The sequence below is a fragment of the Bacillus sp. Leaf49 genome, from assembly GCF_001426125.1.
Lineage (GTDB): Bacteria > Bacillota > Bacilli > Bacillales > Bacillaceae > Bacillus > Bacillus altitudinis.
Genome location: NZ_LMRK01000012.1, coordinates 500,187 through 517,184, shown reverse-complemented (window position 1 = coordinate 517,184; position 16,998 = coordinate 500,187). Strand labels below are relative to the sequence as shown.

Below are 16,998 nucleotides of genomic sequence, written 5' to 3'. Positions count from 1 at the left end.
GCTTCGTGCTGAGAAGAATTTCTAGTGTGGAACATGAGAAAAACACCTTCCTTTAGTATGCTTTTCTCTATTATAAAATGGGATAGTGGAAAATTTAAGGGAAAAAATAAAGCTGTCGAGATTTTCTCGACAGCCTGAGACTACAGGAATGTAGTCTTCTTTTTTTATGATTGGAATGGGGCTGGTTTTTCATCACTTAAACCATAGCGATGGAGAAGCTCTTCGACAATTCGTTTTGACGCTTGTCCATCACCATATGGATTAGACGCCTTTGACATGTTGTCGTACTCTTTCTGATCGACTAGAAGCTGTTTTGCCATGTTGTAAATGGTCTCTTCATCTGTACCTGCGAGCTTCAGCGTACCAGCTTTCACACCTTCAGGGCGTTCTGTTGTATCGCGCAGCACTAGTACTGGCTTCCCTAGAGAAGGCGCCTCCTCTTGTACACCGCCAGAATCCGTTAGAATAAAGTGCGAGGCAGCAGCGAAGTTATGGAAATCAACTACTTCGAGCGGCTCAATTAAGTGCACACGATCAAGATCACTGAATTCTGTCTGAGCCGCATCACGAACAGCAGGGTTTAAATGTACAGGATATACAACCTGAACATCTTCAAACTCTTCTACAATACGTCTAATCGCTCTAAACATGTTTTTCATCGGCTGGCCGAGATTTTCTCTGCGATGAGCCGTTAATAAGATCATTTTATCTGAACCGATCTTCTCTAAAATTGGATGTTGATATTGTTCTGTGACTGTTGTTTGCAGGGCATCAATGGCCGTATTCCCTGTCACACAGATGGTCTCTTCTTTTTTATTTTCTACTAAAAGATTCTGCTTCGCCTCAGCCGTAGGGGCAAAATGAATGTCAGCAATAGTGCCTGTCATTTGGCGGTTCAATTCCTCAGGGAACGGTGAGTATTTATTGTGAGTTCTTAAACCCGCTTCGACGTGGCCGACAGAAATTTGGTGGTAGAATGCGGCCAAGCTTCCTGCAAAGGTTGTAGTGGTGTCTCCATGAACAAGGACAATATCAGGTTTTTCCTCTTGGAATAATTGATCTAGTTTCAACAATGCATTTGATGTAATTTCAGATAATGTTTGGCGCTGCTTCATGATGTTTAGATCATGGTCTGGCGTAATAGAAAATGCCTCAAGAACTTGATCTAGCATTTCTCTATGCTGAGCTGTTACAGTGACAATTGAATTTATTTGTGGATGTTTATTAAGTTCAAGGACAAGTGGAGCCATTTTGATTGCTTCAGGTCTAGTACCGAAAATAGTCATTACATTTAGTTTTTTCACTTGTTTATGCCTCTTTCCTAGTATAATACTTTCAATTATACACAATTTGGAGGATAAATTTAATGATATAAAAAAGAAATTTACATTGAATTAACGTTATCATTCACCCTCCTTTACATTTAACATATAAAATGTAAACTATCTAAAAATCATTTTTAGTGAAATCATTTGTCTTTCCTATGATTTGTAAGTTACACTTTATAAAGACGACCAAGAACTAACATTGATTATTAAATCGGTTATCTATGTAAGGAAGGTGCAAAGTTCATTGAAAAAAGTACGTAAAGCCATAATACCAGCTGCAGGTCTCGGAACACGTTTCCTCCCTGCCACAAAGGCTATGCCTAAAGAAATGCTACCAATCGTTGATAAACCAACCATTCAATATATTATTGAAGAAGCCGTTGAGTCAGGAATTGAAGACATTATTATTGTCACTGGAAAAGGGAAAAGAGCCATTGAGGATCATTTCGATTTTGCGCCAGAGCTTGAGCGCAATCTAGAGGAAAAAGGAAAGAGTGAGCTTTTAGAAAAGGTGAGAAAATCCTCTAATATTGCTGATATTCATTATATTCGCCAAAAGGAACCTAAAGGACTCGGACACGCCGTTTGGTGCGCACGCAACTTTATCGGTGATGAACCCTTTGCTGTTTTATTAGGTGATGATATTGTCCAAGCCGAAACACCTGGACTTCGCCAGCTGATGGATGAATATGAAAAAACCCTTTCGTCCGTGATCGGCGTTCAGCAGGTAGCGGACAGCGATACGCATCGCTACGGGATCATTGACCCTCTTACCCAAGAAGGGCGCCGCTACCAAGTGAAAAACTTTGTTGAAAAGCCGCCGCAAGGAACCGCACCATCCAATTTAGCCATTTTAGGGCGCTACATTTTCACGCCGGAGATCTTTATGTACCTTGATCAACAAGAAATTGGTGCAGGCGGAGAAATTCAGCTGACAGATGCCATCCAAAAGCTCAATGACATCCAGCGTGTATTTGCCTATGACTTTGAAGGAAAACGATATGATGTCGGAGAGAAGCAAGGTTTCATTGAAACGACGCTAGAGTTTGCCCTTCAAGATGAAGAGCTCAAGAAAAAACTCATTCCATTTATGAAACAACTTCTTGAAAAAGAAGAAGTGAATTAAAAAAAGCTGCCGGCATCGGCAGCTTTTTTATTTGGTCGCTGAAACAGTCAGCGTATGCTGTTCATTATCAATGACAAACAGGTTATGTTCGCCCTTTACTGCGAACTTCGTTTGTTTCTCATTCATCCAGACATCCTGTTCTGTCAGTCCAAGTGTTGAAGGAGAGATGGGCATGATCTCGCGGAACACCATCGTATTTGCCTGGCCATTTTCAATCACATAATCGGTTTTCTCAGTGGTCAGCCGCTCAATGGTATTGCCTTGTTCACTTTTGACCGAGCTAAGTGTCTGCATTCTTTGCTTCAGCACAGACTCTTCTTTTCCAAGAAAAGAAAGTAAGTACTCATACGAACCTGCAGATGCGGGTGATACGTAGGAATTGAACTGTGCTGGTCCGATGGATAACGGCTTCAATTCATCTGCGTTTTGTAGCGCATCAGGTTTCACATAATACGTCTCTGATGCTGTTTTGATTTGAACGGCTTGTTTATTTTTAGCCACAGCCTTTACTTCTTGTCCAAACGATAATGTGACGTCTGCCCTTTTTTTCAGGGCCCTGTCTGTATAAACCGTCATTGGATCTGCCTTAACTATGGCCTGTTGGTCAATCTTTTTCATATCATTAGGTGCACCTTTCGTCTCATGGTTCGTTGACTGAGGCGCCTCTGTTTTACCTGAAGGAATTGCACCAAATGTTGCCAGTGTACGAAGCGGGCGATCCGAAAACATTGAAAGGGCAAGTAAGATGGTTAAAACAGCTATCATGGTCACTTGAAATGCCGGTCCAAAAAATGAACGTCGTTTCCCGTTCTCATGATAACGAGACACCTTCTCTGTCTTTTGTACGCCTTTTCGACCTTCTTTGTGCTTCAATTGGTATTCCTTTTTTTCTTTCTTGGAAAGCTTGTTAAACCAATCAACAAACTCCTTATACTCTTTCACAACCTTTTTCGTATCATCAAACATACGAAGTTCACCATAATGCATCCAAGCAACCCGATCACAGATTTTTTGGATTTGACTAATGGAGTGACTGACAAAAAAGATCGTCTTTCCTTGTTCTTTGAATTCGGTGATGCGATCCACACATTTTTGATAGAAGGTTTGGTCTCCTACAGACAGTGCCTCATCAATAATGAGGATATCTGGATCTATATGTGCTGAAATAGCAAAACCAAGACGGGATTTCATTCCGCTTGAATAGCTCTTTACAGGCTGGTCTATAAAGTCTCCAATATCCGCAAACTCTACGATTTTTTCATAAAGATCGTCAATTTCCTTATTTGTCAGACCCATCATTAAGCATTTTAAACGAATGTTGTCTTTACCGCTTAACTGATTGTTCAGCCCTGCCGCAATGGCAATTAACGATGGCTGGCCGTCCATATCAATCTCACCACTTGTCGGTGGAATGATTTTCGCTAGAAGGTTCGACATCGTGGATTTCCCAGAACCGTTGATCCCTACAAAACCAATCGTCTCTCCTTCATAGACATCAAACGACACATCACGAACGGCAAAGAAACCTTTTTCATTTTTATTAGGAAAAAACAGCCCTTTGATCTTGTCAGACTGCTTTTTATATAAGACGTACTGCTTGGATACGTTTCGAAACGAAACCTTTAGTTTCATCGTATAATCTCCTTACTTTTTAAAGAAAATCGACAAATTTATCCCTAAATTTCATATGAAGCAATGAACCGACTGTTAAAAAAAGAAGCGTAATCAGCCAGAAATAAAGCGTATATTTCACATCATGGAAGAACCATTCTCCCTTTAACAAGCTATTTCTGAAACCATCAATAATGTAGAAAAGAGGATTTAATCTTAAAATATCTCCTATCCATGCTTTGTCTCCAGTGAGCTTCTCTGAGATATTCCAAAAAATCGGCAGCAAAAAGAAAAGTAAACGTGTCACTGATTGTAAAAGAAATTGATAGTCCCTTACGAGTACACTAATTGTTGAATTAAACAAACTAAACGAAAACATAAACGCGATCATACATATAAGGTAGTAAATATATTGTAGCCAATGCGCGTCAGGATATATGCCATAAGAAATCAACACAATGAGATAGACACCCATCATGACAAAATAGCTGAATAAGTTGGACATAATGACCACAGACGGCAGCGCACTAATCGGAAAATTCATTTTTGATACCATATTAATGCGTTTAAACACACTGTTTGATCCATCAAGGATCGTCGGACTAATGAAGAACCACGGTATTAATCCAGCAAGCATCCAGATGATAAATGGAACCTCCATGCCTCCAATGACAATTGGCTGTCCTCCGCGAATGCCTAAACCAAAAACAAACCAGTAAGCCAGCATTTGAATCAATGGATTTAAAAACTGCCATAAAACACCTAAATAATTCATCTGATATTTTGATTTTGTTTCATAAACAGCAAGTCGCATAATCAGCGAAAATGAGCTGATTTGCTCCTTCAGTATCGTCAACATTGCGTTCATTCTAATCTTCCTTAGATATAAGTTTTTGGGATCACTTTTTTAAAAAGCACCGCTCATAATTGTAACAGATAACGATTCACATTTCATCTTATAACAAAAGTCGTATCATTTATTCAAGAAACTAAAAATCCCCCTGAATCCTTGCGATCGTAGATTCAGGGGGCCCCTCAGATGTTAGATGATTTGATGCTCTTTTAAGAAATCAGTAATTCTTTTTGTATTTTGATTATCGTTAAAGCTATTGATCTTCAAATATTTTTCTTTATACTCATCTTCTACCACATACTGATGATCGATTGCATGTTTGACAATACGAATCAGGTCTTGAGTGTTATATGCAATTGGACCTGGTGCATTCTCTTCGTTCACAGGCGGAATGGCCTTGTACTGTCTAATTAAGTAATCTTTCTCTTCCCAATAAAAGATCGGGTAGGCTCCTCTATATTGCGCATCATAAATAGCAGAAGAATAATCTGTAATAAACACTTTCGACACTTTTAGCGCTTCTGAAGGGTTATCAGAAATAATATGTTTATACTGCGGTAAATTCTGATACACATATTGTGAAAATTTATTATGCGGTACAAGTAAAAGACGATCAAGCAAGCCTGCTTCTTCAAAGCTTTTAATGATTTTAATTAGAACTCTATAATAAGAGGTTTCCTCAATTCTATTCGTATAAATAAGCCCCTCTTCCCAATATCGGTAAGTTGGCATGAAGGCAATCTTATCTGCACCCTCTACTAACTTTGCATGGTCAAAGGTCGCAAGCCCGGTCAAAATTAAATCATCACGGTCATAGTTCATTTTATAAAACTCACCGGCTTCTAATTCAGAGCTGATGACTGATTTATAAATATTGTATTGGTTCTTGTCTTTATGGAATCCAAAAGCCATTGGATTATCAACTGGCTTAGCAAACATAATGCCATGCTGTAAAAATACGAGCGGAACACTCATGATTCTCTCTCTAAGATGATCAATATATAGTCTATCATTCAGAACATGGTTAGATAGCTCACTTGAAATAAAATAACTGGCATTAAAAATACTTAAATAGTGTCTCAGACTATATTTCGGAATGATTCCTTTTCCATATTTCGCCTTCAATGCTGGATATGCACTGGATTTCTTATTGAGAATAAAGTAATTCTTTGAGTCTGTTTGACAATTCTCTTGAACATAGTCATAAACCCTAATAGCTGATTCATCTGCTTTGTCACTCTTTTTCTCAAAAAACAAATTGACACCATATTTTTTGTCTTTATAAAACGATGATAAAATGCTCGCTACTTTTATTTTGACCTTACTAAATAAAGAATATTCCTCAGAATAAGGAATAATAGTTGACGTGACATTTCCAAAAAGATTTGTTCTTAGTACTTGTAGCTTGTCCCCATTCTTTTTCGTGATATATGTCTTAACCTTTTTATCTCTTTTTTTCAATCTTAAACTATGGATAATCCGGTGATCATTTCCTACGAACAAGTTATTGTGGATTCTGCTATCTAAATCAAGATCATTTAACGAAATTTTAAAGAAGCCATATCTTTTCAGAAACTTGATCTTTCTAAATGGTCTTGTAAATTTCGCCAATTGGTGCTCAGAGTTTCTAATATAAAGATATTCATACTTCTGGTCTGAATTATATGCGTAATGAGTCAGTCTTCCATAAACATAGAAGCTATTAAACAAACTAAAAATACGTAATCTAGAAGTGTGTTTTGTGACAAGATATGGATTTCCTCTTACTAAATAAACACCATTTGTTCTTACATATATGTAATATCTTTGTTTATTTATCACTAGAATATTAAGAATGTTATCTTCTTTGAATTGCTCTAATGTATCTTTACCGAAAATCTTAAGCGGCTGATATGTAGGAACGAGTCTAAAGTTGACGATTTTCTTTTGCTCAGTTACCTTATTTAGAATTTTGATTTGATTACGGTTATTTACAGTCACTTCAATCTCTTTATGTTCCTGCATCACATCAAACAAGATTTTTCTAACATTTAGTTCTTTATTTTGACAATCGTACGTAATAACAAAGTGGAAAAGACCATATATGATAAAGGAGATGTCCACAAATCTTTTTTCTTCTCCATCAATGGCTAAATCCATTTTGTAATTTTGATTGATCTCATCTACATTTAGCAGCCCTGAAAATAACAACAGTTCCTTTTCTCCACTGTACAAGCCATAGCGGTCTAATCCTAATTGTTTAACATAGATTTTTTCAAATTGATTGTTAATTTCAATTGAATGTATTTGTTTTGGCTGAATCATGTCAGAGCTTTCTTTCAAGATATACAAATTTTGATCCTTAGCATAGAGATAAATCATTTCATTAGAATGATCTATTGTGGATTCAAAAATCATTTGATCCTTTACATCAATTTTACAAATCCACTTTGAATCGTTTACATTTAACTCTTTAAATTCAAAAGTGGACAACTTCTCTATTTCGTCAATATATATTACTAGCTTATGTTCATCTAAATTTAGAATTTCTATAAAATTATGATAAAGTTTGTACATTGAAGCACCTCTATATTATTTTCAGCATATTTACAATACCGGATAATCTTATCTAAATTTAGCATGTTTACTGTTAAATTTCTATGTTTTTTTATTTTTACCATTACTTTTAAATATGTGTACAATGGAATAAAAAAAACAAAAAAGTACCGTTCTACATGAGAGGAACGGTACTTTTTTTACTATTTTTCAGAAAACACTACTTCCACCACACGCTTCGATGACTCTCCGCTCTCTAGGTAGCAGAATTTTTCATAAAACGGCGTAAATGAAGGTGGTAATGTAAATGTCGGCTGTTCTGTTTCTCTTACCCATTCAATCACGCGTGATGTTTCTTTTACAAGTGGTCCTGGTGCTTCTTGTTCAAAGTCGAAGTAGAATCCTCTGAGCTTGTCACGATATGTTTCGATGTCTGGTACATAGAACAGCATCGGACGTTTAAGGTTTGCATAATCAAAGAACACGGAAGAGTAATCTGTAATGAGTAGGTCGGAAATCATATAAAGGTCTCGAATGTCTTCGTAATGAGAGAAGTCATAGGCAAAGCCTTCATATGGTCCGAGATCAAAGTTTTCCGCTACTAAATAGTGCATACGAAGGATGATGATATATTCTTCTCCGATAGATGCTCGTAGCTCATGCAGATCAAGGTCTAAATCAAATTTGTACTGCCCTTTTTTATAAAATTGATCGTCTCTCCATGTCGGTGCATATAAAATCAATTTTTTATCAAGCGGCAAGTTCATTTTTTGTTTGAGCGCTCTCATTGTTTCTTCATTGTTTTGATTGTGAAGAAAATCATTTCTCGGATATCCTGACTCAATCATGGTCTTTTGGAATTGGAACGCACGGGTAAAGATTTCAGTCGAGTATGCATTAGGAGAAATCAGATAATCCCAATTCGATGCTTCTTTCGTGAAATTCTTTTTGTACTTCTTCGTGTTTGTTCCAGGCATATGCACCTCGTCCATGTCCATTGCCAGTCGTTTTAATGGCGTACCATGCCAAGTCTGCAGGTATGTTGTGTGATCTGGCTTTGGAACCCATAGCGGCAAACGGCTATTTACGACCCAATACTCGGCTCTTGCCATCGCAAAAATCCATTTCAATGACAGACGATTGATATAATAGATGCCTTTTTCCTTAAACGGTGCTTCATGCCCTTTTTTAACACTCCAGATCAGTTTATATTCAGGGTGATTTTCTTTCATATATTCATAAATAGCACGCGGGTTACAGCTGAATTGTTTCCCATTAAAGCTCTCAAAAATAACGGTTTTCTTTTTGACGGACAGTTTACTCGCCAGTGTAAAGGTCGTTTGGAAAGTACTTGTCACAAGGCGATTGCGAACTTTTTTAATCTTACCCACTTGCTTCTTGAATTTCTTCCACTTGCTTTTTACGTAGTACTTAGCACGTGTCTTCATGGTGTAATCATTAATTCGGATGCCTAAAGTTTGTCTTTTTTTCTTTCTGTACACTTCATATCGAATCGGTACATCGTTTCTTTTATGAATTTGAACAAGTCCTTTGAGTTTGTTTGAACGATCTCCAAGCACTAAAGAAGTTGTTGTTAACGTTTCTTCCACTCCGTTAACATCGCAAATAAACTCAAAATAGAAGCGATAGACAAACCGTTTGTTTAAGGAATAAGTTAACTCCTCTAAAGGAACTTCTGCTGAAAATTGATACAGTTGTGGTGTTTGATGGTCGTCACGATATTGAATGACTTCATCTTTTTTATGTGTCATCTTGACAGGAAAACGATGCTCAACTGGTTCCTCACCATTTTTCTTCAATAGAAGCTTTACTTCTTTGATCTGATAAGGATGCTCTGCACTTAGAACGCCTGCATACCCAGATAAAGATAGCGTGCATTCTTTGTTGAGCTCGATATGATGGAATTTCACAACTTTGAGCTCCCGTTTGATTTTCAATGAAGCATTGCCTTTGTCTGTACGATATGGAATAACATACAACAGCGCTTCTTTATTTTCTAAAAATGTCAGCTCTGGCGTTTCAATTTCCATTTTCAAACGACGTTTATAATATGGTGTTTTTTCTTCTATTTCGGAAGTTGCGCTGGTATCCGCTTCTTTTGCGTCTTCATCCTCTTCTTCCGAATCAGAATCATAGGCTGAGTCTTCGAGCTCGTCTTCGTCCTCTTCTTTGTTTGCGCTCAGATAGTCCGTGACATATAAGTTGTATGTCTGGCCTTGCTCTAACGCAAGCGGAAGCGATGCTTCACTCAGTACCAATTTGAATAGATTCTCTTCTTGATGAACAAGCGGGAGGAATAGTTCTTGTTTTGAGACCCTTTCCCTCATAAACAGATAAAACTCTCTATCTGCTAATGGCATGTCATCGTAGATGCGAACGAGCATTTCCAATTTTTCATGATGATTTTTTAAACCTTCAACGACACTCTTCTTATGGATTCCCTCTTCAATCATTAATCGTTAATCTCCTCTGTTCAAAAATCTTACCGTTATTTGTATCATTATTTTACTTTCCAAGAATAGTTCCCCTGTTTCGTTTGATACGACCAACCATCAATTGAAGATGGTTTATTGGTAAGGAGCTCTCCCTCTACTTCTAGACGTTGCAAAACTTCTTGAAGTTCTTCTGTTTTAAAGCGGATGTAAAAATCCACAAATTTTGTTTGGTTGGTTTCGATGTTTTTCTTTGTTTGAAAATGACCAATTGGGAAACTGACTTGATCATTCTCATCAATTGTTTGAGAAATGATTTTAGCTCCATTCACTCGATCATATCCTGCAAAATCAATTTCCACATGATCCGCTTGGCTCATTTCGTCTGTCATCTTAAGCTGAAGATGAAGAACATGGTGTTCAGAGCTAAGATCATGCAGCACCCATTTCGTGCGATCCACGATCTTTCTCAGCTCATCTTTACGTATACGGTTTTCCAGCATCTGATGAAGTACTGTTTTCCAAGCTGACATTTCATCAGAAGGCACATGGTAGAAATAAGTTTGTTCTCCTAAAACCTTCTCAACATCTTCTTTATGCTTAGTATCGCCAAAGAAGACGGCATCCACTTGCTGTTTTCTTATTTGTTTGAATAATTCTCCATATTGAGAATTGATATGGTGCGGATTTTCCTCATAATGGGCTTCATGCACAAAAGCAGCATAATAAGTTGATTCCGGTTGATCTATTTTAAACAAATGGCGGTCCTGGTCCCGGTCCTCTGTGACCATCAGTTTTAACCGGTCATTTTGTAATTGAATGCTGGATAGCCATTGTTGTTTTATATCCGTCTTCTTTGTAAATGTTTGAATTCCTGTTTTTTTATACCAATTAATGTGACGGACTGGATTCTTTTTTGCATCACCAGCATAGATGATCTCCATAAAAATGCTGCCATCGTCCTTGATCAATTCTTCTAAATAGAGAGCACCTGTATGAGGAACAAAGCTTTGAACTCTGCGTAAAGCTCCCTGCCAATTGTATTCTTCTCTCTTCACTAATTGCTGCTCTTCATTATATTGATCAATCATACAGATTGGGGAAGAAGGCAGTTCATATCTCGTCACCTGAATGGTCGATGTATCTGCCGGGATAACTGCTTCATTGATGGATTGAGGTACTTCACCCGCAATAAACTCCGAATAATACCTTTTACTTCCGCTCTCTGGCAGAATGTAATGTTCAAATACATTCAGGATGTCAATTTGAGGATGAAAGGTCTCCTCCAAGCGGCGAATACGTTCCTTCACATTTACATCGAAATTCAAAGTTAACATCGCAGTACGTTTATGTTTCTCAGCCAATGGCTCTATTCTTGCTTTTAAAGACTTCGTTAAGCCGTCTTCCTCATTTGGTACGTCACCTACAATAAAGTAGTAGTCCATGTCAGGAATTTCAACTAATGTCATCGTTTCATTTTGTTCAGGTTGATCCAATGTATCTTCAACTTTTTTCTTCATCCAATTTTGAAACAAAGGAAGCTCTCCTTAAAAATCATGATAACTTGCTCATTGTATTTTACATGAAAAAGCACTTCTCACCAAAAGATAAGAAGTACTTTTTTTCGATCTATTAAAGTCCCGCAATTTCTTCCTTAATTTGAGTTGTCGAGATACCTTCTGTTCTCTTCAAGTAAACGACTTCGCAATGCTCTTTCAAGAAATCGAATTTACCTTCCCAGTCATCTCCCATGACAAAGACATCAATGTCATGCTCTTGTACATCGCGGACTTTTTGATCCCAGCTGTTTTCTGGAATGACTTCGTCTACATAACGAATGGTTTCTAAAATCAGCTTTCGATGCTCGTAGCTATGATAAGCCTTTTTGGATTTTTGTAAATTAAATTCATCTGTCGAGATGGCTACCACTAAGTAATCTCCAAGCTGCTTTGCACGCTCTAGCAGCTTAATGTGCCCCCAGTGTAATAAATCAAATGTACCGTAAGTAATAACTTTCTTCATTGCAAACATAAACTCCTTTCTTCATTCCTTATTCGACTGCTTCAAGCAGTAATGTTTATCCGTAATCCTTTTATCTTCGATCGTGTTTTTCGCTCTTCGGAACCTCATTATATCACAGCGCCTAACAAACGTTAAGCAGATGTAAAGACAAACTATTTCCAATTTAATGGGCACGGAACGTAAAGTCCGAAAAATCAATGTTTTATGAAGCACCTTCCATATGAAGTTATCAAAATGTCACGAAATTTAAAGGATTGTAAAGTTATTGTTAATATTTCATGGAGCAACTGTGATAAAATGATGAGTAGGCGAAGAATGAATTTACAATGAACGTTTCATAGATAACAAAATGAAAAAGGAGGTCTGAACAATGCAAACAGAAGTGGTCTCTAACCTTTCTTATGTTAATGGTGACTTAGATGAATTTATTAGCTATATCAACCAGCATCATATTTCCCAGAGAAGAGGCGCCATGATTGCGACAGTGAATCCAGAGATCGGCTATGCTGTCATGAAGGATGATGCATATCATCAAGTCGTTTCTTCCGCGGATTATGTACTGCCGGATGGTGTAGGTGTTGTGTTGATGTCACGCATGACGCAAAGTCCATTGAAATCAAGAATTGCAGGTTTTGATGTGTTCATGTCTATGCTTGATCTTGCAAACAAGCAATCTAAAAGTATTTTTTTATATGGGGCGAAAGAAGAAGTGCTCGAGGCTGTCAAACAGCGAATTGATACAGAATATCCAAATGTGGTGATTGCAGGCAGCTGTGATGGTTATCAAGCGGATAAACGATTTGTGGCAAAACAAATTGCTCGTTCAAAAGCAGATATGGTGTTTGTTGCTTTAGGTTATCCAAACCAAGAGAACTTTATTTATGAATACCGTCATTTGTTCCCGCAAGCTGTTTGTATCGGTTTAGGTGGAAGCTTTGATGTATTTAGCGGTACGGTGAAGCGTGCACCACGCTGGATGATTAAAACAAATACGGAATGGCTGTACAGACTCATTGTCAATCCGTGGAGATGGAAACGAATGCTGAATATCCCAAAGTACGCTTTTGCCGTATTAAAAGAAAACAAAGGGAAAAAGCGCTACTATCCTGAGCAAGTAAAAGATCAGACGAAGCAGCTGTGAGAGACTGATATATGATGAATATACGCTCAATGATCATCTCATGCTATGCAGCTTTTGTTTCTTTTGCTGGATGGCTCATGAGCGGCGTGAAACCTCGTGACAATCAGGTGACGCTGCTTGTTTCATTCCAAGAGAATGCAGCTGCTCTCATCGATACTTATCAACAACAGGCGAATATGACAATGAAGCTCACTGTCCTCTATACGAAGCATGCTTCCGTGATAGAAAAGGACGTGCCTCATGTGTCATTTCGCTATTTTCATGAAAAAAATCCCTTCCATCTCATTCAATGTATCTATACGATGCTAAAAAGCAAAGTTGTCGTCACAGATAATTATTTTCTGATGACAAGTGTGCTAAGAAATAGACCTTCTACCACTTGTATTCAAGTGTGGCACGCCAATGGTGCTTTGAAAAAGTTTGGTCTTGAAGATGCTTCAAATCATCACCGGAGTTCTCGTGATCTGCAGCGTTTCAAGCGGGTCTATGCGTCTTTCGATTATATCGTTACTGGCTCAGATCACATGCGCGAGATTTTCAAAACTTCATTTGGCGTCAAGGACGATCGTTTTCTGCCAACAGGTGTACCATTCACAGATGCGTACTATGATGAGCGCCCTATTTCCTTTCAGACGGATATTTTTCCAAAAGGCAAAAAAGTGCTGCTGTATGCGCCGACCTACCGGGACTTTGCAATGGACGGTCTTGTCTTACCTTTTTCTAAAGAACAATTGCATAGAGAGCTGAATGGTGACTATATCCTGCTCGTCAAACTTCATCCTGCAGTGAAACATTTAGCCAAAGCAGAAACAGATGGTGAGTGGATATTTGATGTGTCCGATCAGCCGCTCTTTCCATTGCTCTCTGTATGCGATGTCCTGATTACAGATTATTCGTCCATTGTGTTTGAATATGCGCTGCTCCGAAAGCCTGTTTTGTTCTTCACTTACGATCTAGAGACTTATCGCATGAAACGCGGTTTAGTCGAACGTTATGAAGACATTATTCCAGGAAAGGCTTGCGTCACACAAGATATGCTCTTAAAGGAGCTTAAGGGGCTAAACGAATCAGCCAATCAAGACTTATTGAAAACCTTTGCTGAGGAATGGAACCAATATTCAAAAGGGAAATCAAGTCAGCAGCTTCTTTCCTTTATTGAACATCAGCTCTTACACAAAAAACGTCCGGCTTCTCATTAAGAAGCACGGACGTTTTTTTATTTGTTATACACGGGGATATCATAATACAGCGTATAGTTATCAAGTAAGTTATACAAACTATACATACGAGTGACCTGTTTAGAAGCCCAGCCAATATCTGTTGCATATTGGTGAGTCGCTGTCGCAGACCACCGCATTTTGTAAATGGTATCTTGTTTGTATGTGGCGTTATTGATATAGCTGTTGCCAATGAATTTTGCCCCGCCAATAATGGCTGCCTCTGGTGTGAACCATTGCTGTTCATACGCATACTTTGCACCGAGGTAATTCGGGTTACTGTCATATGCACCAATGCCATACATGTTATACACGATTCTATCATTAAACTTCGTACCGTTCGCTAAAATGGAACTGCCGTTGCCTGTTTCAAGCAATGCATGTGAAATGAGATAGATTTCGTTAATATGATACGTTTTCGCTGCTGTGATAAAGGCTTGTCCTTTTCCGGCAAGAATGCCTTTCCCTGCTAAAATCTTCGTATTCACTTCAGTCGGGTTGAGATTTGCAGCTTCAGAGAGTTTGAGAAATTGAAAATAAGATTGAGTGCCCTCCGCGATATTCGCTGGGTCTACATATTTTAATACTTCTGCTGAACTCGCATTTCTCCAGCCGAGGCTGATCTTGATCCAGTTGCCTTCTTTTCCAAGCTGCTTCACTTTTGTTCCTTTGTTCAGCTGTGCGACGATGTTGCTAGCCGAACTTGAATCAGGTGTAGAACGGACATTTAGCCCGTCTGTATTCACTGTGGATGTCGCTGGGTCTACATATGTCGCATAGACATAGGCTGCACCATCTGTCTGCGGCGACACCTTCATTTGTTTGTTTACCATCTCATTGACTGTGAGGTTATAATTCGTCTGCATCACCATTGGACCATTTTTGATTTTGGTCGCAGTGGCTGTCCAGCCGTATTGGCTTTTCACAAAAGCAATGGCCGCATTCGCATTTGGTAACCCTGTAAACTGCTGTGTGATGTTGATTTTATATGCCGGTTTTGTCGTTGTTGTATAAGCAGCTGGTTCATTTCGCTTTTTGAAGAATGTCATGCCTTGGTCTCTTAAGGCAGCAGTCGAAATAACCCCTGTTTTGATCTGATATTGACCATAATCAGTTGCTCCCGTTTTTTGAGCGGCTGCTTTCATTTTTTGTTTGGTTAAATAACTTAAGGCTTGATTCAGTTTTGTCTGATTCACAGTTGCCTCTGTCGTAATACGGTATTGCTTAACAGCTTCTGTTAATGTTTTTGTACTACTGGCAACTCCATTTTTTTTCATGATCTCTTGCGCCTGCTTTACTTTGCTTTGATCATATACAGGAGTTGTCATCAGGCTGTATGCTTTACTGACGGCTTGCCCCTTGCCTGTTGTGATGCTGCTTGTCACCTTTTGTGCTTTTAAGTATGCAGCACCTTTATTTACTTTTGTCTGATCCGTTGCTTGATTCACAACAAGTCGATACGTGCTGTCAGATGCTTTGCCTGTTTTTTTCGTTGTGGCGGATACTTTTTTCTTTTGGAAAAATGCCGTTGCTTTTTTCGCTTGATCATCGCCCAAAAGATTCCCAGTCACTACTTGATATGGCTGTGTAGAGGAGATCTTTTTAGACGTATAGCGCCATTTCTTTTTCTTGAAAAAAGCAACTGTTTTTGCGTAAGTTGTGTCATTTAATTGATTGAGCTTTACGATATAATTTTTCGTTTTCCCTACTCGCTGCACAGTACCTGACGCACCAGCTTGTTTTTTGATCTGAGCCGCCGCTGAGGCTGCTTGCTTACTGTCTTTGAAATAGCCTGATTCCATGCTATATACATTTTTAACAGCTCCAGCCTTCTGAATCTTTCCGCTAATTTTCGCCTCTTTTTGCAGCTGGGTCAGAAGGGTTTGCGCTTTAGACTGATTCGTTTGTGCAGCAGATGTGACGATGTAATACGGTTTGCCTGCTGCTACCGTTTGGAGTACTGCTTTTAAACCAGATTCCTTTTGAAAACCTTGCAGGATGGTATTTGCCTTACTCTGTCCGACAATATTGCCTGAGATCAGCTGATACACGGTGCCAGCTTTGTTTTCGGTTTGGTATGTACTAGTGACTCCGGCCTGTTTTTGTAGTTCGGTTTGAATATTTTTGACTTTCGTTTCAGAATCAATGGCTCCTGAAATGACCTGATAAGATGGTCTGCTTTGATTGATAGCTTCATACGTGCTATTGAGTCCTGATGTTTTCGTCAGCTCGAGCGTCAGTTTTTTCGCCTGACTTTCATCGTTGATTGGATCAGATACGATTTTCTGTAAAGGAAGGCGGTCACCTACTGGAGACACCGTACCGCTCATGCCTAACTCTTTTTTTAATGCAGCGGCACTTGCATTAGCTGCTACTTGTGAGTCATATCCTGAGGCAGTTAGCTGATAGGTCGATGTATTTCCTGACGTTTGATAAGTGGCTGTCCATTTCTTATCCTTTTTCAACGTGTCAACCGCTTTTTTCACTTCTGCTTCTGTTGTAAATACTTTTGAGGTGCTAATCGTATAAATGGATTGATCGACATAGGAGGCTGCTTGCACTTCTTTGCCTGTGTGTAATGTCATACCAAAGGCAGCTGCGAGTAACATAATCTTGATGGTTTTTTTCACGGTCCCTGTCCCTCTCTTAACTTTGCATAATAGTCTACTAATCTCTTTATCGACAAAAACAAGTCTCTTTCAAGTCATTTAT

Annotated in this window: 11 protein-coding genes; 3 read left to right on the top strand and 8 right to left on the bottom strand. The window is 38.6% G+C overall.

Going from position 1 to position 16,998, the window contains the following annotated elements:
- Nucleotides 1–164 precede the first annotated feature (164 nt).
- Nucleotides 165–1,304 (bottom strand): non-hydrolyzing UDP-N-acetylglucosamine 2-epimerase, encoded by a 1,140-nt coding sequence (gene wecB / locus ASG46_RS09355; protein ID WP_035702223.1) that lies wholly within the window; start codon nt 1,302–1,304, stop codon nt 165–167.
- Nucleotides 1,305–1,572: 268 nt separating this feature from the next.
- Here wecB and galU point away from each other — a divergent pair, with 268 nt between their 5' ends.
- Nucleotides 1,573–2,454, top strand: coding sequence for a UTP--glucose-1-phosphate uridylyltransferase GalU (gene galU / locus ASG46_RS09350; protein ID WP_008343198.1), 882 nt, complete (start codon nt 1,573–1,575; stop codon nt 2,452–2,454).
- A 27-nt stretch (nt 2,455–2,481) separates the two neighbouring features.
- Here the strand turns inward: galU and tagH are convergent, their stop codons facing one another.
- The 6 genes from tagH to tagD all read right to left on the bottom strand — a co-directional run bounded on the left by tagH (nt 2,482) and on the right by tagD (nt 11,928).
- Nucleotides 2,482–4,086: a teichoic acids export ABC transporter ATP-binding subunit TagH gene (gene tagH, locus ASG46_RS09345; RefSeq protein WP_056704268.1), complete on the bottom strand. Its 1,605-nt coding sequence runs from the start codon at nt 4,084–4,086 to the stop codon at nt 2,482–2,484.
- A gap of 19 nt (nt 4,087–4,105) precedes the next feature.
- Entirely contained in the window at nt 4,106–4,933 is an 828-nt protein-coding gene (locus tag ASG46_RS09340) for an ABC transporter permease (protein WP_008343200.1), read from the bottom strand.
- Nucleotides 4,934–5,107: 174 nt separating this feature from the next.
- Nucleotides 5,108–7,474 carry a CDP-glycerol glycerophosphotransferase family protein gene (locus ASG46_RS09335; protein ID WP_019743383.1) on the bottom strand — a complete coding sequence of 789 codons (2,367 nt, stop codon included), beginning with the start codon at nt 7,472–7,474 and terminating at the stop codon, nt 5,108–5,110.
- Between the two features lie 182 nt (nt 7,475–7,656).
- Nucleotides 7,657–9,927 carry a CDP-glycerol glycerophosphotransferase family protein gene (locus ASG46_RS09330; RefSeq protein WP_056704267.1) on the bottom strand — a complete coding sequence of 757 codons (2,271 nt, stop codon included), beginning with the start codon at nt 9,925–9,927 and terminating at the stop codon, nt 7,657–7,659.
- 47 nt (nt 9,928–9,974) lie between these two features.
- Nucleotides 9,975–11,441, bottom strand: a complete 1,467-nt coding sequence (locus tag ASG46_RS09325; protein ID WP_035389701.1) for an alpha-glucosyltransferase N-terminal domain-containing protein — start codon at nt 11,439–11,441, stop codon at nt 9,975–9,977.
- Between the two features lie 97 nt (nt 11,442–11,538).
- Nucleotides 11,539–11,928: a glycerol-3-phosphate cytidylyltransferase gene (tagD, locus tag ASG46_RS09320; protein WP_008343212.1), complete on the bottom strand. Its 390-nt coding sequence runs from the start codon at nt 11,926–11,928 to the stop codon at nt 11,539–11,541.
- Nucleotides 11,929–12,298: 370 nt separating this feature from the next.
- Between tagD and ASG46_RS09315 the strand changes: the two genes are divergently transcribed.
- Entirely contained in the window at nt 12,299–13,069 is a 771-nt protein-coding gene (locus ASG46_RS09315; protein WP_007499915.1) for a WecB/TagA/CpsF family glycosyltransferase, read from the top strand.
- Nucleotides 13,070–13,080: 11 nt separating this feature from the next.
- The gene (locus tag ASG46_RS09310) at nt 13,081–14,268 is read left to right on the top strand and encodes a CDP-glycerol glycerophosphotransferase family protein (protein WP_017368158.1); all 1,188 of its coding nucleotides are present in this window, start codon (nt 13,081–13,083) and stop codon (nt 14,266–14,268) included.
- Nucleotides 14,269–14,285: 17 nt separating this feature from the next.
- Here the strand turns inward: ASG46_RS09310 and ASG46_RS09305 are convergent, their stop codons facing one another.
- The gene (locus tag ASG46_RS09305) at nt 14,286–16,916 is read right to left on the bottom strand and encodes an N-acetylglucosaminidase (RefSeq protein ID WP_056704265.1); all 2,631 of its coding nucleotides are present in this window, start codon (nt 16,914–16,916) and stop codon (nt 14,286–14,288) included.
- Nucleotides 16,917–16,998 lie beyond the last annotated feature (82 nt).

Bases quoted from the DNA above. Each gene is read 5' to 3' on its own strand.
- tagH (WP_056704268.1), bottom strand. From the start codon at position 4,086: ATGAAACTAAAGGTTTCGTTTCGAAACGTATCCAAGCAGTACGTCTTA.
- ASG46_RS09340 (WP_008343200.1), bottom strand. From the start codon at position 4,933: ATGAACGCAATGTTGACGATACTGAAGGAGCAAATCAGCTCATTTTCG.
- ASG46_RS09335 (WP_019743383.1), bottom strand. From the start codon at position 7,474: ATGTACAAACTTTATCATAATTTTATAGAAATTCTAAATTTAGATGAA.
- ASG46_RS09330 (WP_056704267.1), bottom strand. From the start codon at position 9,927: ATGATTGAAGAGGGAATCCATAAGAAGAGTGTCGTTGAAGGTTTAAAA.
- tagD (WP_008343212.1), bottom strand. From the start codon at position 11,928: ATGAAGAAAGTTATTACTTACGGTACATTTGATTTATTACACTGGGGG.
- ASG46_RS09315 (WP_007499915.1), top strand. From the start codon at position 12,299: ATGCAAACAGAAGTGGTCTCTAACCTTTCTTATGTTAATGGTGACTTA.
- ASG46_RS09310 (WP_017368158.1), top strand. From the start codon at position 13,081: ATGATGAATATACGCTCAATGATCATCTCATGCTATGCAGCTTTTGTT.